Source organism: Mycetocola sp. Y791 (assembly GCF_059445325.1).
In genome coordinates, this window is the sequence record NZ_JCAIUC010000002.1 from 25,433 (window position 1) to 41,239 (window position 15,807).

The following is a 15,807-nucleotide window of genomic DNA, read 5'->3' on the forward strand; positions in this document are numbered from 1 at the left end:
CTTCGAGAGGAGATCTCGTGGTCACGATTGTCAAAAGTGCCGACCTGATCGTCGGAACCGGGCGCACCGGGCGATTCGAGGGAGCGTCGCACGGCGCCGGGATTTCATTCTTTCTTGTCGACAACGACCCGGGCCAGGGGCCGGTTCTGCACCGTCATCCCTACACCGAAACGTGGCTGGTCCGGTTCGGATCGGTGCGCATTACGGTGGGTTCGGAGTCAATGGATGCCGTTGCGGGCGACATCCTCACCGTCCCTGCCGAGACCACGCACAAGTTCGTGAATTCGGGCACCGGACCGCTCCGCATGGTGTGCATTCACGCTTCACCACGGATGATTCAGGAAAATCTCGAATAGATCGCTCGGAGAAACGAGTGGATGCCGCAGGCACGGAGATGTCGTCGCACCTGCAGCATCCGCTCGCGGCTATTTCTTCGCTGCTACTTTTTCGCAAAGTTCAGCAGCGCCTCGGTCACCTCATCGGCGTGCGTCCAGAGCAGACCGTGCGGGGCACCCTCGATCTCGATGTAATCGGCGTCGGGAAGGAGCTTCGAGAACGGCCGGCCGGTCGAGTCGATCGGAAGGATCCGGTCGGCCGTGCCCTGGAGAATCAGAGTCGGCACGTCGATTTTGGGGATGTCTGCACGAAAGTCGGTCAGCCAGGTGGGAACCGCAGCGGATGCAGCGAGCCAGGAGGCCGCCGCAGCGACGTTCCAGCTGCCACGAACAGCGGCCTCACTGATCCGCGATCCGAGCGTCTCGTCGAGGTTGTAGAAGTTGGCAAAGAAATCGTCGTACCAGGCGAACCTGTCGGCAGTGGCGGCCTTGGAGATGCCGTCGAAAACATCCTGCGGCACACCGGCCGGGTTGTCCTCTGTCTGCAGCAGGAAAGGCTCGAGCGACGCGAGGAACGCGGCCTTCGCGACCCGTTCAGAGCCGTAGGTGCCGAGGTAGCGGCCCACTTCCCCCGTGCCCATCGAGAACCCGACGAGGATCACATCGGTGAGGTCGAGAGTGTCGAGAAGCGTATTGAGGTCAGCGGCATAGGTGTCGTAGTCGTGGCCGACGGCTGGCTGGCTCGACTGGCCGAAGCCCCGGCGGTCATAGGTGATGACACGATAGCCGGCGTCAAGAAGAGCCGCCGACTGCTTCTCCCAGGAGTGACCGTCGAGCGGGTAGCCATGGATGAGCACGACGGGCTGGCCCGCGCCATGGTCTTCGTAGTAGAGGTTGATGTCAGTGGAGTTCTCTGTGCCGACCGTGATGAAGCTCATTGCAATCTCCGATTCTCTAACCGCCTTACGGCGCTTGTCAGGTTATAGCGATAAGAAAACCACAGGCCACCCAACCTGTCAAGCGCTTTGATATGGTTAGAAGATGAACGGAACCACTGGCACCTCAAACACGCCCCTGCTGCTCGATCTCGTGAACTCACGACTCGAGCTTCCCGACGCCGTTTATGACGAACTTGGTGACCAGGCCGCGGCGCGGCAGTGGCTTCGTGAGCACGGCGGAACGGGAAGCCCCGCCGAGGTGGAGGGCGCGAGGCGGGCGAGGTCGGCTTTCGTGCCGTTTCTGCGCGGAGAAGCGTCGGTCGCGGTGCTTGAGCCCTGGTTGAGCGCGATGCACAAGACCGCTGCCCTGGAGCATGGCCGTCTGGTGTGGTCGCTGAGTGTCGATGATGACCTCGCGATTGGTGCCCGCGCTCTTGAGGAGTGGGACGCACTGCAGACCCCAACGGGCTCACGGATCCGACCGTGTGCGAACCCGGAGTGCCAGCACTTCCTCGTCGACCACAGCAAGGCAAATTCGCGTAAGTGGCACTCGATGGAATCGTGCGGAAATCGCATGAAGTCCAGGCGCCACTACGCTCGCACCAGGGAAATCTCTAGCTGAATCTCCGCGCCGATCTCTCGGGTGACAACCAGCGCCCGGTGGCAGACTGAACGGCGGCGGACGAACCCCGCCAGTGGAAGGAACAAGCCGTCATGCCAGACGCCCCCGATCTCAGTGGCCTTCGTGCCCTGAACGGCGATTTCACGCGGTTCATGATGTCGTACAAGTTCGGCATCGACGAGGTCATGACGAAGATCAACATCCTTCGCGAAGAGTTCAGTCACCGGCACGACTACAGCCCGATCGAGAACGTGAGCTCACGGCTCAAGTCGGCGGAGAGCATTCTCGCCAAGGCGGATCGCAAGGGCTCGGAAATGACGCTCGACGGCATCCGTTCCGACGTTCAGGACATCGCCGGGATCCGGGTGACCTGCAGCTTCATCTCCGACACCTACAAGATCTTCGACATGATCGCGGCCCAGCGGGATGTCACGGTGCTGCAGGTACGCGACTACATCGCCCAGCCCAAGGCGAACGGCTACAAGAGCCTGCACATGATCATCGAGGTGCCCGTCTTCATGTCCGATCACGTCGAGCAGGTCAAAGTGGAGATCCAGATCCGCACCATCGCCATGGACTTCTGGGCGGCGCTCGAGCACAAGATCTACTACAAATACAACCGCGCGGTTCCTGAGCGACTCCTCGACGAGCTCCGTGACGCGGCGCTCACGGCGAACCGCCTCGACGTGAAGATGGAGCGGCTCCACGATGAGGTGGTCGCACTCCGCGGTGTGGCTGGCGCTGATGACGGCGTTATCGACACCCGTGATATCGGCAGGGATGCTGTTCCTGACGCGATGCTGCGGATGCTCGCGGCCGCCCGCGTGAAACAGCGGTAACCGGCGCGGAAGCGCCTAGGGTCGCAGCTCGGCCAGGAAGCCTGTTTCGAGCGCTGCCCACACGGTGCCATCTGCGGCAACGGCAATGCCGTGCGGCTCGCTGTCCGGTGTCGGCAGGTCTGTCACGGCAATTGTGCCGTCGGCGGCGATGAACCCGATCTGGCTTGAGCCCCACATCGTGAACCAGCACCCGCCGGACGGGTCGGCGGCGATCGCGTGCGGCTTGCTGGAACGGTCGGGCAGCGGGAACTCGGTGAGGACTCCATCGCGATCGAGTCGCCCGATCTGTCCGGCGGCGATCTCGGTGAACCAGGCGGCGGCATCCGTCGCAACGGTGATTCCGACCGGGCCGGCCTTGCTGGTGGGCAGGTCAGTGACGACGACCGCAGAGTTGCCGCCGCGAATGTAACCGATGGCGTTGGCACCGTTGAGCGTGAACCACACGCTCTCACCGGAGCAGGCGATCATCGAGGGGTTGCCATGGTCGACACCGGCGGTGAACTCGGTCACTTTGCCGAGAATGTCGACCTTGCCGATCAGGTCGGTGGTCATCTCGGTGAACCACACCTCCCCCGATTCGGCGGCGGCGATACCGAACGGGCGTCCACCGACGCTCGGCACCGGAATCTCGGCCCGGATTCCCTCGGGGCCGATGCGGACGATGCGGTTGCGTGCGGCATCCGTCACCCAGATGGAGTCCTCGGTTGCCGCAGCGAGGAGTGACGGCTCGGAGCCCTCACCGAGTCCGATCGTGTCGAGTGTGCCATCGGCGTCGCGGCGCACGACCGCCTGCCCCCGGATAAGGGTTGCCCAGACGGCACCGTCGTCGGTGAGCGCAACGCCATAGGGTGCGGCCTCTGCGTCAGAAATCCTGTGCTCAGTGAGGTGCGTTCGCTCGGTCATTGTTCAAGCCTAAGCGCCGGTCGCGCTGGCAGCACCCCTCTCGGCGTTTGCTCAGACAGCTTTGTATTGCTACGTTGGGCCGCACCGCCATTGCTTCGCCGACCGTTCAGGACGAGGACACCGTGCCCCAGAAGTTCACCATCGATGCCCGCTCGGCCGTTCCGCCGTTTGAACAGTTGCGGGTACAAGTCATCAACGCCGTGCGCGACGGCACCCTCGTCCCCGGCGACAAGCTGCCGACGGTGCGGACCCTGGCCGCAGACCTCGGTATCGCCGCCAACACCGTCGCTCGCGCCTACCGTGAGCTCGAGCGTGACGACGTGATCGAGACCCGCGGTCGCAATGGCTCTTTTGTTTCGGCGGTCGGCGATCCGACCCACAAGCAGGCCCAGCTCGCCGCTGTTGCCTACGCAGACCGCGTGAAGTCGCTCGGTATCTCTCCCGATGACGCCCTGTCGATCGTGACGGCTGCACTCGGCATCCGTTCGTCCTGAACCCGCCCGAGGTTACGCGGGCGCCGACGTCCCATCGCGCACCACAGGATTGCGGATGCCGATGAACGAGACGATCCCGCCGAGGATGAGCGCGATGGCGGTCACGCCCATTGCACGGTGGAAGCCGCCGAGGTCGAGCACCGAGCCGAGGATGAGACCGGCACACGCAACGGCGACGAGCCCGGCAACCCGGGCGACCGCGTTGTTGATGGCCGATCCGATGCCGGCCTGGGACTCATCGATCGCACCGAGGATCGCGCTCGTCAGCGGTGCGACGGTGATCGAAAGACCGATGCCGAAGAGCACGAGCCCTGGCAGGAGCTGAGACCAGTAGTCGACGTCAGCGCTGACCGTGAGCATGAGGAGGAATCCGATCCCGCCGACGATCGGACCGATGGTCATGAACATCCGCGGCCCGATTTTTCCGGCGAGCGCGCCGATCCGGCTCGAGAGCGCCAGCATCACGAGGGTCGGCGGGAGCGTCGCAACGCCGGCCAGGGTAGCGGGCCAGCCGGCCACCTGCTGCAGGTAGATAGCGATGACGAAGAAGCCAAAACCGAGCGCGCCATAGATGAACATTGTGGCGATATTGCCCGCTGAGAAGTTGCGTGACCGGAACAGCGAGAGCGGCATCATCGGGTCGGTTGTGCGGCGCTCCCACCAGAGGAACGCGCCGAACGCCGCGATCCCCAGTACCAGCGGGAGCCACACCACCGGGCTCTGCCAGCCGAACCGCCCCTGTTCGATGAGCGCGAAAACCGGACCGCCGAGTCCGATCGCGCCGAGCACAGCGCCGACCAGGTCGACGCGCGGCCGGCGCGAACGCTCCAGCTGCTTCTCCATCTTCACGAGCAGCCAGAGGGTCACCGTGATCGGCAGGATGTTGATGCCGAAGACGAGCCGCCAGCTCACCGTGTCGACGAGCAGACCGCCGACGAGTGGACCGACGATCATCGCGGTACCTGTCCATGCCGTCCACGTGCCGATGGCTTTCGCCTGGGCCTGACCCGAGAAGGTCGAGATGATGATCGCGAGCGAGCTCGGAACGAGCAACGCCGCCGTCCCACCCTGCAGGGCACGCACGACGATGAGAAACTCGGCGCTCGGGGCAACCGCGCAGAGCAGGGAGGTCGCTCCGAATCCGGCCAGGCCGATTGCGAGGATGCGAACGCGACCGAAGGCATCCGACAGCGAACCGGCAAGGAGGATGAATGCACCGAGCGTCAGCAGATACGCATCGACCACCCATTGCTGAACCGACAGGCCGCCACCGAGTTCCCGCGAGATCGCCGGCAGGGCAACGTTGATGATCGTGCCATCCAGGAAAGCGACGAATGACGCGAGGATCGCGACGAGTAAAACGATTCGCTGGGTAGCGGATTCGGTGCGGGGGGCGGATGCCATGCACCCCAGTATGCGCCGGGGCACCCCGTCGCGGGAGGGGTTACGGCGCGGGTTCGGAGGGTTCGGGGATCACGCGAAGACCAGCTGGCGAGTTCGCCAACCGGACCAGCTGCTCGACCCAGGCGCGGTTGAGGCGTGGCTCCCTGCTGCCGGCGAAGTCGAACTGGAGCGGAATTGCCGGGTGGATCCAGATGGAGCTGTGTCCGCTGCCCGAGGCGACCGTGTACTCCCACGAGAACGAGAAGCTCTCGCCCCGCCGAACCTTCGACAGAATGACGACCTTGAGGTGCGCGAGCACGCGGTCGTCGAAGTCGACGGAGATCGACGGCGTTCCATAGATGAACTTGCCCATGACCTACTCCCCCAGCCCGGCGTCGATGTCGTTCATGACCGCGTTGAAATCTTCGGCGGTTTTCTCGGCTGCCGTTCCTTCTTCGACCTTGCCCTTGATGCCCACCTGCGGCATCTCCGGGACCTGGAAGCGCTTGGCTTCCTCTTCGCTGCTCACGCCCCCGACGTCGGCGACGTCGAACTGGCTGGCCGGGCTGAGGAGGAACTCGTGCACGGTGATTTCGCCGTTCTCCTCGAGAACAGGGATGTCCACGGTGACGCTGTGCTCTGCGTCAGCGACAGTGGTTGTGTACTTGAGAAGCGCCGCCGTGATGGCGTTGCCCGTCACGATTGATCCGCCGGAGTATGTGATGCGCTTCATAATTCGACCGTACTGCAGTCTCGAAATTCGTGAGCACCGCTGGACCGCGTGCGCCCGCCGTGATACACGCGAACGCCCGTGGATCCTCAGCCACCGACGGCGACTAAATGACCGCTTCGCTCCACGGGTCAGGGTTGCCGAACCGGTGCGCCGTGATCGAAATAGCCTGCTCGTGCAGGAACGGCAGCAACTCGATCCGGCCAGCCGGCGTCACAGCGCCCGCGTAGATCGCGAGGTCAGGGTTGCCCTCTGCCGCTCCGGCCAGGGCCGTGTGCAACTGGCGCCGCGCCTCAGCGCTGCCGACGAGCCGCACCCGGTGAGCATCCGCATCGAGCGCGGCGGCCCGCTCGATCCACTCGGCATCCGTCTCGACAGACACGGGAACACCGAGGTCGGCAAGCACACCGCGGATGGCTGCGGGCAGCCCGGATGCCAAGCTCAGCGTGAAACGGGACCGCGAACGCACACCGGCTATCACCACGCGAAGCACCTCACCGAGGTCCGCGTCTGCGGTGCCGCGAACGGCGACGGAAACCGGGCGGTAGCGGAAGAGGTTGCGCTCGACCTCGAGCGCCGAGGCATCCTTCACCTCGCCGTACTCGTTTCCCCAGGCGATGGCATCCGAGAGCGCAGAACGGCGGAGCACGTCGAACTCCTCGTACCCGAGCGACGGCTGGGCCGACTCGATGATGCGGGTGACGCGCGAGTCGAGGCCGCGCAGGTGGAGCGTCGTGCTGCTTGAACCGGAGTCAGGCACCCACGAGCCCAGGGTCAGCAGGTAGTTGGGGCCACCGGCCTTGGCTCCGGCACCGACGGCGGAACGCTTCCAGCCGCCGAACGGCTGACGCTGCACGATCGCGCCCGTGATGCCGCGGTTGACGTACAGGTTGCCCGCTTCGACGGTGGCGAGCCATTCCTCGAGGTCGTCGGCGTCCTGGGTGTGCAGTCCGCTCGTCAGCCCGTAATCGATGGCATTGGTGTACCGGATCGCCTCGGCGAGCGTCGAGGCGTGCATGACGCCGAGCACAGGCCCGAAGAACTCGGTCAGGTGGAAGTACGAGCCGGGGGCGACGTCGCCGCGGATCCCCGGCGACCAGAGGCGACCGGTGTCGTCGAGCTGGCGTGGCTTGACGAGCCACTTCTCACCGACGCCGAGTTCGGTGAGCGCGTGCAGCAGCTTGCCGTCGGCCGGCTCGATGATCGGGCCCATCTGGCTGGTGGGGTCCCCGGGGTAGCCGACGCGGAGCGAGGTTGCCGCGTCGATGAGCTGGCGACGGAACCGGTCGCTCTTCGCGACCGAACCGACGAGGATGACGAGGCTTGCCGCCGAGCATTTCTGGCCGGCGTGGCCGAACGCGCTCTTCACGACGTCGGCCGCCGCAAGGTCGAGGTCGGCGCTCGGAGTGACGATGATGGCGTTTTTTCCGCTGGTTTCCGCGTGCAGTGCCAGCTCCGGCCGCCAGGACCGGAAGAGCTTCGCGGTTTCCCACGCGCCGGTGAGGATCACCCGGTCGACGCTCGGGTGGGAGACGAGCTGCTGGCCGAGGCCGTCTTCGTCGAGCGAGATGAGCGTGAGAAGCTCCTGCGGGATGCCTGCTTCCCAGAGCGCTTCGGCGAGGATCGCGGCCGAGCGGCGCGCCTGCGGTGCCGGCTTGAGGATGACCGCTGAGCCCGCGGCGAGCGCTGCGAGCACTCCACCGGCCGGGATGGCGACGGGGAAGTTCCACGGTGGTGTGACGACGGTGAGGCGGGAGGGCACGAACCGTGCACCCCGGATCGCGTCGAGTTCACGGGCCTTTGCTGCGTAGTAGTGGGCGAAGTCGATGGCCTCGCTGACCTCGGGGTCGGCCTCGGCGATCGTCTTGCCGGTTTCGGATGCCATCACCTCGATCAGGCGGTCCCGGTTTGCCGCGAGCGCAAAACCGGCACGGTCGAGAAGGGCGGCGCGTTCCGCCGCCGGGGTTGTACCCCAGGCCGTACCGCGTTCCCGGACGCCGGCGACGATGAATTCGAGGGTTTCGGCATCCGTCACCGTGCACGCGGCGATCGTCGCGGCCCCGAGGTCGCTGCCGGGAACCCTGGCGAGAATGCGGCGCGCCCACGCGCGGTTCGCCGGCAGGGCCGGGTCGGTGTCGCGGGTGTTGACGAAACCCGGCGCGCCGATGTCGGTCGCTGGCACGGTGTTGAGGGTCGTTGTATCGAACACCCGAACGGTATCGAACGGCGACTCGGTCTTCGATCCGCGGGCAAGTCCAAGCACCTGCTGGGTCATGCTCACCTCGTCGTCATCGACCGCGACAGGTCTCGTGATCGATTGATCGCCGGCCGGCGCCTTGCCCGGTACGAGTTCAGCGACGGGCGCGAGCGTCCATTCGGTTTCGCGGTTCTGCAGGCGGCGAGGCGTTGGAACCTCGCTCGCCGTCGCATCCAGTTGCGTCACGCTCGCGAGGAAACGGCCCTTCTCCCTCTCGAACAGTGCGGCGTTGTCGTGGAGCTCGAAGACCGCCGACATGAAGTTCTCCTGCGACGCGTTCTCTTCGAGGCGGCGGATCAGGTACGAAATCGCCACATCGAACTCGCGCGGATTCACGACGGGTGTGTAGAGCAGCAGATCGCCGACGTCGCGCTTGACCGCCGCGGCCTGGCCGGTGGCCATACCGAGGAGCATTTCGAAGTCGACGGCGTCGGTAACGCCGCGGTCCTTGGCGAGGAGCCAGGCGAAGGCGACGTCGAAGAGGTTGTGACCGGCGACGCCAACGTGAACGTTTTTCGCGCGCTCGGGGGTGAGCGACCACAACAGGACTCGTTTGTAATTGACGTCGGTGTCTTGTTTCACGTCGTACGGCGCTGTCGGCCAGTCGTGGAGTTTGGCTTCGACACCCTCCATCGCAAGATTGGCGCCCTTGACGAGTCGCACCTTGATCGGGGCGCCACCGGATGCCACGCGCGTGGCCGCCCAGTCCTGGAGCGTTTGCATCGCGGAGAGCGCATCGGGCAGGTACGCCTGCAGCACGATTCCGGCCTCGAGGTTACGCAGCCGCGGGCGCTCGAGCACGCGCATAAAGACCGCGAGGGTGAGGTCGAGGTCGCGGTACTCCTCCATGTCGAGGTTGATGAACTTGGGCGTCGTGGACTCAGCCGCCAGCTCATACAGAGGCGTCAGTCGCTCGACGATGCGGTCGACAGCCTCGTCGAACGACCACATCGACAGCTGTGAGGCGATGGCGGAAACCTTGATCGAGACGTAGTCGACATCGTCACGGACGAGGAGATCGCGGGTACCCTCGAGCCGCTTGTGTGCCTCGTTCTCGCCGAGCACCGCTTCGCCGAGCAGGTTCAGGTTGAGCTTCGAGCCACCCTCGCGGAGCGACGCGATGGCCGGTCCGAGCTTCTCCGATGTTGCGTCAACCACGAGGTGACCGACCATGTCGCGCAGCACGCGGCGGGCGATGGGGATCACCACGCCAGGGACGACCGGGCCAAGCACACCACCAGCGGTGATCGCGGCGCGCAGGTACCACGGCAGGAACGCCGGGGCGAGCTTCGCGACGCGCTGCAGGTTATAGCCGGCGACGAAGAGGTCTTCCGGTCGCATGACACCGTCGACGAAGCCGACGGTAAAGGCCAGACCATTCGGATCCTTCAGCACATCGGCGAGACGCTGGGCGGCAGGATCCACCGGAGCGTCAGCGCTCTCGTCCACCCATTTGCGGGCGAGAACGACGGCGTCGGCTGCGAGTTGAGTGGCGCTGAGTTCGGCGCCGGCCGAAGTGTGAGGCATGATCACGAGACTATTCCCTCTGTACCTGGTGCGAAGGGAGCGGAACGCGGGTTGCGTCAACTCTCAGCTTCAGTGTGTGGGAGAACCTGAATTCGGAAAAGCGAATGTTTCTTACCAATATTGATCAGTTTCTCCGATGAGTAGGCTGGCCCCATGCTCGACATGAGAAGACTTCGACTGCTGCGCGAGGTTCAGTTGCGGGGCACGCTCGCCGGCGTCGCCGAAGCGCTCGCATTCAGTCCGTCGTCCGTGTCGCAGCAGCTGTCACAACTCGAGCGGGAGGCGGGCGTCAAACTGCTGCAGAAGAGCGGCCGCCGGGTCCAGCTCACGCCACAGGGAGTGCTCCTGGCCACGCGCGCCGCTGAACTGCTCGACGGGCTCGAACGCGCCGAGGCCGAACTCGTCACCTCGCTCGACGCGGTGATCGGCACGGTTCGCGTCGCCGTGTTCCAGTCGGCCGCGCACGCGGTCATCCCTGAGGCGCTGTCGATCCTCCGCTCAGAGCACCCGGATCTCCGACTAGAAATCGTCGAACGCGAGCCGGAGGCCGGCCTGTTCGACCTCGCGGCGCGTGACTTCGACCTGGTCCTGGCCGAGCAGTACCCCGGTCACACCCGGCCGCATCTGCCCGACCTGGATCGCGAGTTCCTCGCGACGGATGCCCTCCGGCTCGCTGTGCCGTCGGCATCCGCTGTTTCCTCGCTGACGGATGCCACGGACCTCCCGTTCGTGATGGAACCGGAAGGAACTGTTGCGCGGCTGTGGTCGACGCAGCTGTGCCGTGCTGCCGGTTTCGAACCGGACGTGCGGTTCGAAACGGCTGACCTCATCGCGCACATCCGACTGATCGAGTCGGGCAACGCCGTCGGTATGCTGCCCGATCTGGTGTGGGCGGGCCGGGAGCCCGGGCTGCGGCTCGTCGACCTGCCCGGAACGCCCGCGCGCACCGTGTTCACCTCGGCGCGGCGCGTGAGTGCAGCGCGCCCTGCCGTCACCGCTGTGCGCGGGGCACTGGCGAGGGCGACGGGGTTCCTGGTGGCCCCGTCGTGAATCCGACCTCGTGACAATGCGCACCGGTAACCCCACACTTGAGCGATGGACATCCTCTTTGTCGCCGGTTTCTCGCCCATCGTTGCCGACCCGGACATCGCCCGGTCTTTCTATGCGGACGCACTCGGCATCCGGTTCGAAAAGAAGATGGACGACTACAGCTACACCCATGCTCTCCCCGGGGTGAAACACCTGGGCCTGTGGCCGCTCTCCGAGGCTGCTGAGACCTGTTTCGGTACTCAGGCCTGGCCGGATGATGTCCCCGTACCCCAGGCGACGATCGAGTTCGAAGTCGCTGACGTTGCCGCAGCGGAGTCCGAACTTCGCGATAGGGGGCTGACCCTGATCCACGGAACTCGTACCGAACCGTGGGGGCAGGTGACCGCGCGGCTGCTGAGTCCTGAAAGGCTTCTCGTCGGCCTGGTGTCGACGCCGTGGCTGAGCGACAGCGCCTCAGACGGGGGCTGACCCCGTACCCGTGGCCGACGTGGCAGACTCGCGGCATGACGACAATCGAGACGTACGACGCGATCATCGTCGGCGGCGGCCACAATGGCCTCACCGCGGCGGCCTATCTCGGCAAGGCGGGCAAGCGGGTGCTGGTGCTCGAGCGGCTCGATGCCGTTGGCGGTGCCGCGGTGTCGGCGCAGGCGTTCGACGGCGTCGAGGCGTGGCTGTCACGCTACTCCTACCTCGTGAGCCTGCTGCCACAGCGGATCATCGACGACCTCGGTCTCGACATCACGCTCGTGCGGCGACGGTTCTCGTCGTACACCCCCGACCCCGAGGATCCCACCCGCGGCCTGCTCGTCGACAACGACGATCCCGCTGCCACCGCGGCGTCGTTCCTCCGGATCGGAACCACCGACAGCGAATTCGATCTCTTCGAGCGGTTCTACGAGAACTGCCGCATCCTCACCCAGGCGCTCTGGCCGACTCTGACCGGGCCACTGCTCACGCGCTCCGAGGCGAAGCGCCTGGTGACGGATGCCGGCGGAGCGGCCGTGTGGGACGCAATGGTCGAGCGTCCGATCGGCGAGATCATCGCGCGGCACCTGCAGAACGACGTCGTGCGTGGCGTGGTCCTCACCGACGCCCTCATCGGCACCTTCTCGCGGGCGACGGATGCCGACCTGCAGCAGAACATCTGCTTCCTCTACCACCTTCTCGGTGGCGGGACCGGGGACTGGGACGTTCCCGTCGGCGGAATGGGCGCTGTTACCGCTGAGCTCGCGCGAGCCGCCCGGGATGCCGGCGCGACTCTTCTTACCGGAGCAGACGTGACGGCCGTCGACCCGGCCGGCGTCGTGCGATATCAGCGGGACGGCGCCGAACTCGAGGTGCACGCCGAGTGGATCCTCTCGAATGTCGCCCCCGCCGTGCTCGACAAGCTGCTCGTTGCCGGAACGAGTGTCAGCTACGGGCGCGAGCAACTCGCGGCCGGTGAACCGTCGGTCGGCGTCTTCGAGTCACGCCCATTCGGGGTGGGTTCCGCCGCTCAGGCGAACCCGAACACGTCCCGCGAGGGCGCCCAGGTGAAGGTGAACCTGCTGCTCTCGCGTCTGCCGGTGTTGCGGGATCAGGCCGTGACCGGTGAAGCCGCGTTCGGCGGCACCTTCCACATTAACGAGTCGTGGTCGCAACTCGACGATGCGTACCTCACCGCCGCCGAGGGCGGCATCCCGACCCCGCTGCCCTGCGAGATCTACTGCCATTCCCTCACCGATCCGACGATCCTCTCGCCCGAACTGCGCGAGGCCGGGGCGCACACGCTCACCGTGTTCGGGTTGCATACGCCGGCGCGACTCGTCACCGGCGAGAACAACGACGAGATGCGCGACAGGCTGCAGGCCGCGGTCCTGGCGTCGCTCAATTCGGTGCTCGCCGAGCCGATCGAAGACCTCATCATGACGGATGCCGTCGGCCGGCCCTGCATCGAAACCAAAACGACCCTGGATATCGAGCGGGCCGTGGGGATGCCGCTCGGCAACATCTTCCACGGTGGGCTGGACTGGCCGTTCGCCGAGGATGACGCTCCGCTCGACACCCCGGCCGCGCGCTGGGGCGTCGCGACGGAGCACCCTCGCGTTCTGGTGTGCGGTTCGGGAGCGCGCCGGGGCGGAGCGGTATCGGGTCTCGGCGGACACAACGCCGCGATGGCCCTGCTCGAGTCCGAGTAGGAGTACCCGGCAGGGGCGAACCCGGCCACACCGCACTCAGTGTCGGCGGTGATCCTGGATCGTGATCCTCGGGCCGCGCCGTGGCTTCGCAATCCCGCTCGCGAGAATGAGCCTCACAACCCGCTGCCGCTGACCCTCCCACGGCGCGAGCAGCTCGAGCATGCCGTCGTCGTCGACCGGCGCCCCGGTGAGCGCCATCCCGACCGTCGACGCGAGGTGGTAGTCGCCGACACTGACGGCATCCGGGTTTCCGTGCGCCCTCGCGGTGACCTCAGCGGCCGTCCAGACGCCAATTCCGGGCAGGCTGCGCAGTCGAGTGGATGCCGTCGCGGACTCCTGAAGGAGATCCTCCCCCGTCGAGAGGGTGCGTTCGAGAGCGTCGGCGACCCGGCTCGCGCGGACCGCAGTGTCTGACCGTTGCGGGCCGACGCCGGCCTCGTGCCACTCCCAACTGGGGATGAGGCGCCAGGTGTCAGGTGCTGGCGCGACGGTCATGCCCTCGGGCGCCGGACCGGGTGCTGACTCACCGTGTCGTCGCACGAGCCGGCGCCACGCGCGCCACGCCTCGACAACGGTGACCTTCTGCTCGAGAACCGCAGGCACGAGCATCTCGAAAACGAGCCGGTTGCGACTGAGCCGCAGGCCGGGATTGCGGCGGCGGACCTCGGTCAGCAGTGGACTTCGGCTGAGGTCGAGGTCGTCCCAGTCGTCGCGGCTGCCGAGCAGCTCAGGAACACCATCCATCGCCCACTCGGCACCGTCTCCCCACGCAGAGACGTCGACCTCATCCGTCCGCTGGACCAGGTGAAGGGTTGCTGGACCGGTCGGGGTGCGGAGCGTCAACCACGAGCCGTTCGCCGTTCGCCGGAAGCACGGGCCGTCGACGCCACGCGAGAGCGGGCCGAGTGTTGCGGAGATCGAGAGCGGATGCCGTGGGCGGTAACGCGAACGCAGCACGGTGTCGCTGGCCGCGAGGGTGTCCATGCGCACCACGATACGTGACGGGCACCGACACGCCGGCATTCCGAGCCCCGCCTGGCCCGGCCCGGTGCTTGTTCTGGTTTGTCCTGTGGCGGCCGGACTGTGGCTGATTTCGGGCTGGCGGCACACCGGGACGCCTGCGTAGAGTTCGCGCATGACATTTTCGACAAGCGACGTCTCGGCCCTCCGCGCTGCCGTGACCGGTGAGGTCTTCGAGCGCGGCGACGCCGGGATGGCCGAACACGTAGCCGCCCAGAACACCCTTATCGTGCACGAGCCAGAGCTCGCCGTACTCGTGGCCGATGAGGCCGACGTTTCCACCGCCGTGCGGTTCGCCGCCGAGCACAACCTCCCGGTCAGCGTGCAGTCGACGGGTCACGGCGCGTGGAAGCCGATCACGTCGGGTCTGTTGATTCTCACCTCCCGCCTCGACGCGGTGTCGATCGACTCGGACGAACGCATCGCGACGATCGGGGCGGGGGCGAGGTGGAGTGCCGTCATCGACGCGGCCGCGCCGTACGGACTCGCCCCGGTCACCGGCTCGTCACCACACGTCGGCGCCGTCGGGTACACCCTCGGCGGAGGACTCGGTCCACTCGCCCGAAGCCACGGGTTCAGTGCGGACTGGGTCCGCGGGTTCCGGGTGGTCGTCGCGGACGGCACAGTGGCGGTCGCGACAACCGCGGAAAACCCCGAGCTGTTCTGGGCATTACGCGGCGGCAAGGGCGGCCTCGGCGTCGTCACCGAGATGCGGCTCGAACTCGTGCCGCTCGTGAGTCTCTACGCCGGCAGCCTCTTCTTTGACACGCCCGACGCCGAGACTGCTCTCCGGGCGTGGGTGGACTGGACCGCGACCGCTCCCGATGACGTGACGAGTTCGGTCGCACTGTTGTCGATGCCGCCGATCGAGGAAATCCCCGAACCCTTCCGCGGCCGGTTCGTTCTGGCTTTGCGATTCGCCTACCCGGGCGACGCCGAGGTCGGGGCCCAGCTCCTGCAGCCACTCCGTCAGGCGGCACCGGTCTACGTCGACGGCGTCGCCGAGATTCCCACGACGGCGATGGGCGCCATCCACGCCGACCCCGATGACCCGAGTCCCCTGTGGGACCTCGGTGTCCTGCTGAAGCCCATCGACCAGGACTTCGTGACCGAACTCCTCGCGAGCTTCGGACCGGACGCCGACTCGCCCTTCGTCTCGGTTGAGATCCGCCAGCTGGGCGCAGCGACCCAGAACGACGTTGAGGGCGGTTCGGCGGTCGGTGGTCGCAACAGTGCGTTTACCTTGACACTGATCGGTGTCGTGCCGCCACTCTTCGAACGGATGCCCGTGGTTGCGAACGCGTTCCTCGAGCGTGCGGCGCGGTGGATCTCACCGGAGACGAACATCAACTTCTCGCCGTACGTCGAGACCCCTGAGCACTTCGCCCAGGCGTGGCCGCCCGAGACGTTCGAGCGGCTGGCCCGGGCTCGGAAGACCTACGACCCCGATGGCCTGTTCGCCTTTGGGCCGGTGGAGCCGGTGCCGCAGGCCTGACCGCGCACCTCGAGTTGCTGGTTTTGCACGGGTT

Annotated in this window: 15 protein-coding genes; 8 read left to right on the top strand and 7 right to left on the bottom strand. The window is 66.3% G+C overall.

From position 1 onward, the window contains the following. Positions 1 to 17: 17 nt before the first annotated feature. Complete coding sequence (locus AC1C2N_RS04955; protein ID WP_495433101.1) at positions 18 to 356, top strand: cupin domain-containing protein; 339 nt, start codon at positions 18 to 20, stop codon at positions 354 to 356. 83 nt (positions 357 to 439) lie between these two features. On the opposite strand, the gene AC1C2N_RS04960 is transcribed toward AC1C2N_RS04955, so the two are convergent. Continuing rightward, complete coding sequence (locus tag AC1C2N_RS04960; RefSeq protein ID WP_495433102.1) at positions 440 to 1,273, bottom strand: alpha/beta fold hydrolase; 834 nt, start codon at positions 1,271 to 1,273, stop codon at positions 440 to 442. A 103-nt stretch (positions 1,274 to 1,376) separates the two neighbouring features. On the opposite strand from AC1C2N_RS04960, the gene AC1C2N_RS04965 reads away from it, so the two are divergent. Both AC1C2N_RS04965 and AC1C2N_RS04970 read left to right on the top strand, forming a co-directional pair. Beyond that, a complete protein-coding gene (locus AC1C2N_RS04965) occupies positions 1,377 to 1,895 on the top strand; it encodes a CGNR zinc finger domain-containing protein (RefSeq protein WP_483406674.1) in 519 nt (172 codons plus the stop codon). A gap of 92 nt (positions 1,896 to 1,987) precedes the next feature. Continuing rightward, positions 1,988 to 2,734 (top strand): GTP pyrophosphokinase, encoded by a 747-nt coding sequence (locus tag AC1C2N_RS04970; protein WP_495433103.1) that lies wholly within the window; start codon positions 1,988 to 1,990, stop codon positions 2,732 to 2,734. Between the two features lie 15 nt (positions 2,735 to 2,749). Here AC1C2N_RS04970 and AC1C2N_RS04975 read toward each other — a convergent pair whose 3' ends face one another. After that, a complete protein-coding gene (locus AC1C2N_RS04975; protein WP_495433104.1) occupies positions 2,750 to 3,637 on the bottom strand; it encodes a Vgb family protein in 888 nt (295 codons plus the stop codon). Between the two features lie 74 nt (positions 3,638 to 3,711). Here AC1C2N_RS04975 and AC1C2N_RS04980 point away from each other — a divergent pair, with 74 nt between their 5' ends. Continuing rightward, entirely contained in the window at positions 3,712 to 4,131 is a 420-nt protein-coding gene (locus AC1C2N_RS04980; RefSeq protein WP_483406671.1) for a GntR family transcriptional regulator, read from the top strand. 12 nt (positions 4,132 to 4,143) lie between these two features. Here AC1C2N_RS04980 and AC1C2N_RS04985 read toward each other — a convergent pair whose 3' ends face one another. From AC1C2N_RS04985 to AC1C2N_RS05000, 4 genes are all read right to left on the bottom strand, one after another. After that, positions 4,144 to 5,535, bottom strand: coding sequence for an MFS transporter (locus tag AC1C2N_RS04985; protein ID WP_495433105.1), 1,392 nt, complete (start codon positions 5,533 to 5,535; stop codon positions 4,144 to 4,146). A 40-nt stretch (positions 5,536 to 5,575) separates the two neighbouring features. Further along, positions 5,576 to 5,887 carry a DUF7882 family protein gene (locus AC1C2N_RS04990; RefSeq protein ID WP_483406669.1) on the bottom strand — a complete coding sequence of 104 codons (312 nt, stop codon included), beginning with the start codon at positions 5,885 to 5,887 and terminating at the stop codon, positions 5,576 to 5,578. A 3-nt stretch (positions 5,888 to 5,890) separates the two neighbouring features. Continuing rightward, positions 5,891 to 6,247, bottom strand: a complete 357-nt coding sequence (locus AC1C2N_RS04995) for a hypothetical protein (protein ID WP_483406668.1) — start codon at positions 6,245 to 6,247, stop codon at positions 5,891 to 5,893. 103 nt (positions 6,248 to 6,350) lie between these two features. After that, positions 6,351 to 10,028 (bottom strand): proline dehydrogenase family protein, encoded by a 3,678-nt coding sequence (locus AC1C2N_RS05000; RefSeq protein ID WP_495433107.1) that lies wholly within the window; start codon positions 10,026 to 10,028, stop codon positions 6,351 to 6,353. A 153-nt stretch (positions 10,029 to 10,181) separates the two neighbouring features. On the opposite strand from AC1C2N_RS05000, the gene AC1C2N_RS05005 reads away from it, so the two are divergent. The 3 genes from AC1C2N_RS05005 to AC1C2N_RS05015 are packed head-to-tail and all read left to right on the top strand — an operon-like array spanning position 10,182 to position 13,258. Further along, complete coding sequence (locus AC1C2N_RS05005; protein ID WP_495433108.1) at positions 10,182 to 11,078, top strand: LysR family transcriptional regulator; 897 nt, start codon at positions 10,182 to 10,184, stop codon at positions 11,076 to 11,078. A 45-nt stretch (positions 11,079 to 11,123) separates the two neighbouring features. After that, positions 11,124 to 11,546, top strand: coding sequence for a VOC family protein (locus tag AC1C2N_RS05010; protein WP_495433109.1), 423 nt, complete (start codon positions 11,124 to 11,126; stop codon positions 11,544 to 11,546). 35 nt (positions 11,547 to 11,581) lie between these two features. Then, positions 11,582 to 13,258: a phytoene desaturase family protein gene (locus tag AC1C2N_RS05015; RefSeq protein ID WP_495433110.1), complete on the top strand. Its 1,677-nt coding sequence runs from the start codon at positions 11,582 to 11,584 to the stop codon at positions 13,256 to 13,258. A gap of 36 nt (positions 13,259 to 13,294) precedes the next feature. On the opposite strand, the gene AC1C2N_RS05020 is transcribed toward AC1C2N_RS05015, so the two are convergent. Continuing rightward, positions 13,295 to 14,242, bottom strand: a complete 948-nt coding sequence (locus AC1C2N_RS05020) for a DNA-3-methyladenine glycosylase family protein (RefSeq protein ID WP_495433111.1) — start codon at positions 14,240 to 14,242, stop codon at positions 13,295 to 13,297. A gap of 151 nt (positions 14,243 to 14,393) precedes the next feature. Here AC1C2N_RS05020 and AC1C2N_RS05025 point away from each other — a divergent pair, with 151 nt between their 5' ends. Beyond that, entirely contained in the window at positions 14,394 to 15,773 is a 1,380-nt protein-coding gene (locus AC1C2N_RS05025) for an FAD-binding oxidoreductase (protein WP_483406660.1), read from the top strand. Positions 15,774 to 15,807: the final 34 nt, after the last annotated feature.

What these genes read in the sequence shown, in the direction of transcription:
- AC1C2N_RS04970 (WP_495433103.1), top strand. Translation starts at nt 1,988, where the DNA reads ATGCCAGACGCCCCCGATCTCAGTGGCCTTCGTGCCCTGAACGGCGAT.
- AC1C2N_RS05005 (WP_495433108.1), top strand. Translation starts at nt 10,182, where the DNA reads ATGCTCGACATGAGAAGACTTCGACTGCTGCGCGAGGTTCAGTTGCGG.
- AC1C2N_RS04965 (WP_483406674.1), top strand. Translation starts at nt 1,377, where the DNA reads ATGAACGGAACCACTGGCACCTCAAACACGCCCCTGCTGCTCGATCTC.
- AC1C2N_RS04960 (WP_495433102.1), bottom strand. Translation starts at nt 1,273, where the DNA reads ATGAGCTTCATCACGGTCGGCACAGAGAACTCCACTGACATCAACCTC.
- AC1C2N_RS04985 (WP_495433105.1), bottom strand. Translation starts at nt 5,535, where the DNA reads ATGGCATCCGCCCCCCGCACCGAATCCGCTACCCAGCGAATCGTTTTA.
- AC1C2N_RS04995 (WP_483406668.1), bottom strand. Translation starts at nt 6,247, where the DNA reads ATGAAGCGCATCACATACTCCGGCGGATCAATCGTGACGGGCAACGCC.
- AC1C2N_RS04975 (WP_495433104.1), bottom strand. Translation starts at nt 3,637, where the DNA reads ATGACCGAGCGAACGCACCTCACTGAGCACAGGATTTCTGACGCAGAG.
- AC1C2N_RS05015 (WP_495433110.1), top strand. Translation starts at nt 11,582, where the DNA reads ATGACGACAATCGAGACGTACGACGCGATCATCGTCGGCGGCGGCCAC.
- AC1C2N_RS05025 (WP_483406660.1), top strand. Translation starts at nt 14,394, where the DNA reads ATGACATTTTCGACAAGCGACGTCTCGGCCCTCCGCGCTGCCGTGACC.
- AC1C2N_RS05010 (WP_495433109.1), top strand. Translation starts at nt 11,124, where the DNA reads ATGGACATCCTCTTTGTCGCCGGTTTCTCGCCCATCGTTGCCGACCCG.
- AC1C2N_RS05000 (WP_495433107.1), bottom strand. Translation starts at nt 10,028, where the DNA reads ATGCCTCACACTTCGGCCGGCGCCGAACTCAGCGCCACTCAACTCGCA.
- AC1C2N_RS04990 (WP_483406669.1), bottom strand. Translation starts at nt 5,887, where the DNA reads ATGGGCAAGTTCATCTATGGAACGCCGTCGATCTCCGTCGACTTCGAC.
- AC1C2N_RS05020 (WP_495433111.1), bottom strand. Translation starts at nt 14,242, where the DNA reads ATGGACACCCTCGCGGCCAGCGACACCGTGCTGCGTTCGCGTTACCGC.